At 75.9% G+C, this 676-nt stretch carries 1 protein-coding gene; it reads left to right on the plus strand.

Annotated elements, in window-relative coordinates; all coding sequences use genetic code 11:
* Positions 1–570 (plus strand): precorrin-6Y C5,15-methyltransferase (decarboxylating) subunit CbiT (gene cbiT / locus QQK43_RS23270; protein WP_284309650.1); only part of this gene is annotated, 570 nt, incomplete at its 5' end.
* Positions 571–676 lie beyond the last annotated feature (106 nt).

The following is a 676-nucleotide window of genomic DNA, read 5'->3' on the forward strand; positions in this document are numbered from 1 at the left end:
GACGGCCCGCGCGGCCTGCCGGCCAGCAGCGGCTTGCCGGATGCGCTGTTCGCGCACGACGGGCAGATCACCAAGTCGCCGATGCGGGCGCTGACCCTGCGCGCGCTGGCGCCGCGCCCCGGCGAGCGCCTGTGGGACCTGGGCGCCGGCTCCGGGTCCGTGTCGGTGGAGTGGTGCCTGGCCGGCGGCACGTCGCACGCGGTGGAGCGTTCGCCCGAGCGGGCCGCCAACATCCGCCGCAACGCCGAACAGCTGGGTGTGCCGCACCGCCTGAGCGTGCATGTCGGGCACGCGGCCGACACCCTGGCGGCCTTGCCACCGGCCGATGCGGTGTTTGTCGGCGGCGGTTTCGACCGCCCGCTGTTCGACGCCCTGTGCGCGGTGCGGCGGCCCGGTTGCCGCCTGGTCGTCAACGGCGTGACCCTGGAAACCGAAGCCCTGCTGCTGCAACTGCACGCGCAACACGGCGGCGAGCTGCTGCAGGTGTCGCTGGCGCAGGCGCAGCCGCTGGGCGGCCTGCGCGGCTGGCAACCGGCGCGCCCGGTGGTGCAGTGGAGCGGGGTGCTGTGACCATGCTGATCGCCGGATTCGGTTGGCGCCAGCAGGCCAGCGCGCAGGCGCTGCGGCAGGTGCTGGCCGCCGCCCTGGAAGCGGCCGGGCAGGGCGGGGCGGCGCT

The organism is Hydrogenophaga electricum (assembly GCF_030160815.1).
Classification (GTDB): domain Bacteria; phylum Pseudomonadota; class Gammaproteobacteria; order Burkholderiales; family Burkholderiaceae_C; genus Hydrogenophaga; species Hydrogenophaga electricum.